The sequence below is a fragment of the Leisingera sp. S232 genome (assembly GCF_049800895.1).
Lineage (GTDB): Bacteria > Pseudomonadota > Alphaproteobacteria > Rhodobacterales > Rhodobacteraceae > Leisingera.
In genome coordinates, this window is record NZ_JBNAFX010000074.1 from 1 (window position 1) to 3,251 (window position 3,251).

Consider the following 3,251-nt stretch of genomic DNA (forward strand, 5'->3'; position numbering starts at 1 on the left):
GCTACCACGAGAGCCTGAACAACGTCACGCCAGCCGACGTCTACTTCGGGCGTGACCAAGCCATTCTGGAACAAAGAGAAAGGATCAAACAGAACACGTTCGAAGCGCGACGCTTGCATCACAGACAACGCGCCGCATAATCAAACCAACCAGATGAGCCGAGCACTCTCTTAGTTTACGCCGCTCTTGGACCCAAATAACCTGACGACGGACAGGACCTGGAACACATTCTTCGCCAGATCCAGCCCGACCGTGATAATCTCCGACATGACCGCCTCCCAATATGGATTGTTGCGATCCCACCTTGGCACGTCGATGCCGTCGGGGGGGGCGGTTACAGCATCAAAGCCCGAGGCTGAACGGATCAGCTGGCGAGCCCCCTTAGAAATCATCCCAGCCAACTGCCTTCGCGGGCGGGGGGGCGTCTGGTGCCGGGGCGTCCCAGTCAACTTCATCATCTGCGCCATGGGCCGTTACTTCTGGATTTGCCACGCTGGGGGAGCTCAGCTGCGATTGCGCGTTGCCTGTTACGAAGACCGATACAATCTGAGCCAGCTGTATGGCGTCGTTGCTCAGAACTTGGCTGGCGGCGGTAGATTCTTCCACCATGGCAGCGTTGTGCTGGGTGACCTGATCCAGCTGGTTCACGCCGGTGTTGACTTCACCCAGGGTGACGGCCTGTTCCTCTGCCCCTGTTGCGATCTCGCTGATATGGCCTGAGATCGTGCCGACGCGGGAAATGATCTTTTCCAGCTCCTCGCCGGTGCGGCCGACCAGGCGTACCCCTTCGTCCACCTGAACCGTACTGTCTGAAATCAGCCCTTTGATTTCCTGCGCTGCATCCGCAGACCGCTGGGCAAGGGTTCGTACTTCAGAGGCAACAACCGCAAAACCACGACCTGCTTCGCCCGCACGGGCAGCCTCGACACCTGCATTCAGCGCCAGAAGGTTGGTTTGGAAGGCGATGTCGTCAATGACTGACAGGATCTTGGTGACTTCCTGCGAGGAGTTTGCGATCTTTGACATCGCTTCAACGGTTTCCTGAACAACCTGTCCGCTGCCTTCGGCCGTGGTACGCGCTTCATCCATGATCGTGACCACCTGGCGGGCACCAGAGGCTGCAGATTGTACAGTTGAATTCAGCTGCTCCATGGCAGCTGCCGTTTCCTCGAGTGTTGCAGCCTGGCTCTCTGTGCGTTGTGACAGATCACTGGTGGAGGCGCTGATTTCCTGCGCGTTGGAACGGATCCGGTAGGAGCTTTCGGAAACAGAGTCGATAATCTCCACAAGTTTACCGAGGGTCGAATTGAAGTTTGCACGCAGGGGCTCATAAGCTTCGGCAAACGGCTCATTGATCGCATTGGTCAGATCGCCTTCAGACATGCGCTGCAAAGCTCCTGTCAGCGTGTTGACCACCTGTTGCTGACAAACCTGATCTTCTTTGCGCTGCTGTTCCAGCTCTTGAGCGTCGGCAAGCTGTTGCTTCAAATTCTCCAGATTGCGGGACAAGGATCCAATTTCGTCCGTGCGGCTTAGATGGTTGACCTGAAGCGCATAATCCCCGCGTGCGATCGCCTTGATTGCCGCGCTGGTTTCCGAGATCGGCCTCGTCAGCTTTTTGCGCATGAACACCGATCCGCCGATGGTCATAAGGGCAAAAGCAGCAATCGCGGCAGCCAGGGCAGTCAACTGATCGCGGCTGGCCATGGCAACGGCGGCATCGCTAGACCACAAAAAGGCGACTGCCCCTGTTGTCTTCCCTTTGGGTGTGAGCGCGGGTGCAGCGGCGAATTTCCCATCCGCAGACAGTTCCAGCGCGCCGCTTTCCAACGCTGCTGCTGCCGCATTGGCCAGCGCGCTGGCCTCTGCCTCGGTAGCTGTGCCAGAGTCTGCGACCTGCTCGCCGTTGGAGTTGAAAGCCGCTGCGTAAAGCGCGCGCCCTTCCGTCAGTTCGATCACGGTTGCAAAATCCGCAGTCAGCTGTTCGGTCGCTCCAAATCGGATCGCTCCGCCGCTGCGCGCAGCGACGGAATAGGTTACATTTGACGCCAACGCACGCACGCCATCGTTAACGGCTTTGTCCGTGATGTATTTGTTGGAGACCGTAAGAAAGGCCGTGGTTGCAAGCGTGATGCCCGATACCAGCAGCACAAGTTTGCTGAATATCGATAGTCCGCGCTTCTTCGCCTTGGTCTTCTCAGGTTTGGCCATCTTGGATCTCCTGCGTTAGCTGTGCTGCGTTAGCTGTGCTGCGTTGGGGGGCTGAGTGCCTGGTCAGATCAGGCTTTCTGCGTCCACACCAACTGTAATCGCGCCGATCGGATTGCCTGAAGCCGGGTCGCTGATGGTTACAGAGATCTGGCCCTGATAGCTCTGGGTGGATTCATCCAATTCCACTTCGCTGTAATGAACAGCGCCAGCACCTGCACCATATGTCTTTTGGAACTTGGCCTCATCGCCCTGCCACATGTCAGAGGTGATACCAGAGGCCGCGACGTTCAGACCGTGCAAGTCCATGACGAAGATTTCTGTGATGACGCCGCCAGAGGCCTCGACACGCTCACGCAGAGCATCAGCCAGCGCGCTGGACAGAACCGGCTTGATGATGGCGTTACCAGGATCGCCAACATTTGCACGCCAGTCCTGATCCAGGGCATCAATGTCAGATTGTCCCAGATTTGCATTCGCGGCATTTTGCGCCTGGATTGCAGAAACGATGTCAGGGGACTGCACCCAGCCGCTCAGACTACTGGCATAATAGTCTTCCATCGCGGGGGCGAATTCACTGGCAAATACCGGGAAGGCGGAAATGGCAAGACTGGCGACTACTGTTGCGAGGCGCATGGTTTTTCTCCTTTTGGAATCGTGAACTGATTTACTTCTGAGGCTATCCTCCGTGAAACGAGTTTGCGGACCGTTAACGGTGGCTTGAATATTTGCGCGAATTTTATGCTGTAGTATCTCGTCAAATGCAGCTGCTGCAGTGGCGGCTTTGCCATGCACAAGGCGTTGTTGCACAAAGGCCGTAGAGGATTCACTTTGCGAATCCCGTAGGTTAGATCGGCGGCATGCCGAAGCCTGCCTCTTCCCGCTATCGAACAACGAACTGGTCCAACTATAACGCATCACTTCGAAAGCGCGGCTCTCTGCTGGTCTGGTTTGACCGCGACATGACCTGGTTCGCCGAGCGATGCGGCAAACGCGGACGACCGGAGACCTTCTCCGATGCGGCCATCCAGTTCTGCCTTAGT

Annotated in this window: 3 protein-coding genes and 1 pseudogene; 2 read left to right on the forward strand and 2 right to left on the reverse strand. The window is 56.9% G+C overall.

All coding sequences use genetic code 11. The features are described 5' to 3' along the window. Window positions 1-140, forward strand: a pseudogene (locus ACP151_RS21170) (IS3 family transposase); the annotation flags it as partial. A gap of 241 nt (window positions 141-381) precedes the next feature. On the opposite strand, the gene ACP151_RS21175 reads toward ACP151_RS21170, so the two are convergent. Both ACP151_RS21175 and ACP151_RS21180 read right to left on the reverse strand, forming a co-directional pair. Beyond that, window positions 382-2,211, reverse strand: a complete 1,830-nt coding sequence (locus ACP151_RS21175; protein WP_424980774.1) for a methyl-accepting chemotaxis protein — start codon at window positions 2,209-2,211, stop codon at window positions 382-384. A gap of 63 nt (window positions 2,212-2,274) precedes the next feature. Continuing rightward, window positions 2,275-2,844: a hypothetical protein gene (locus ACP151_RS21180; RefSeq protein WP_424980775.1), complete on the reverse strand. Its 570-nt coding sequence runs from the start codon at window positions 2,842-2,844 to the stop codon at window positions 2,275-2,277. A 224-nt stretch (window positions 2,845-3,068) separates the two neighbouring features. Here ACP151_RS21180 and ACP151_RS21185 point away from each other — a divergent pair. Further along, window positions 3,069-3,251, forward strand: a 183-nt coding sequence (locus ACP151_RS21185) for a transposase (RefSeq protein WP_424976771.1), incomplete at its 3' end; no start/stop codon positions are given.

Coding starts and splice junctions, on each gene's coding strand:
- ACP151_RS21175 (WP_424980774.1), bottom strand. CDS start 2,211: ATGGCCAAACCTGAGAAGACCAAGGCGAAGAAGCGCGGACTATCGATA.
- ACP151_RS21180 (WP_424980775.1), bottom strand. CDS start 2,844: ATGCGCCTCGCAACAGTAGTCGCCAGTCTTGCCATTTCCGCCTTCCCG.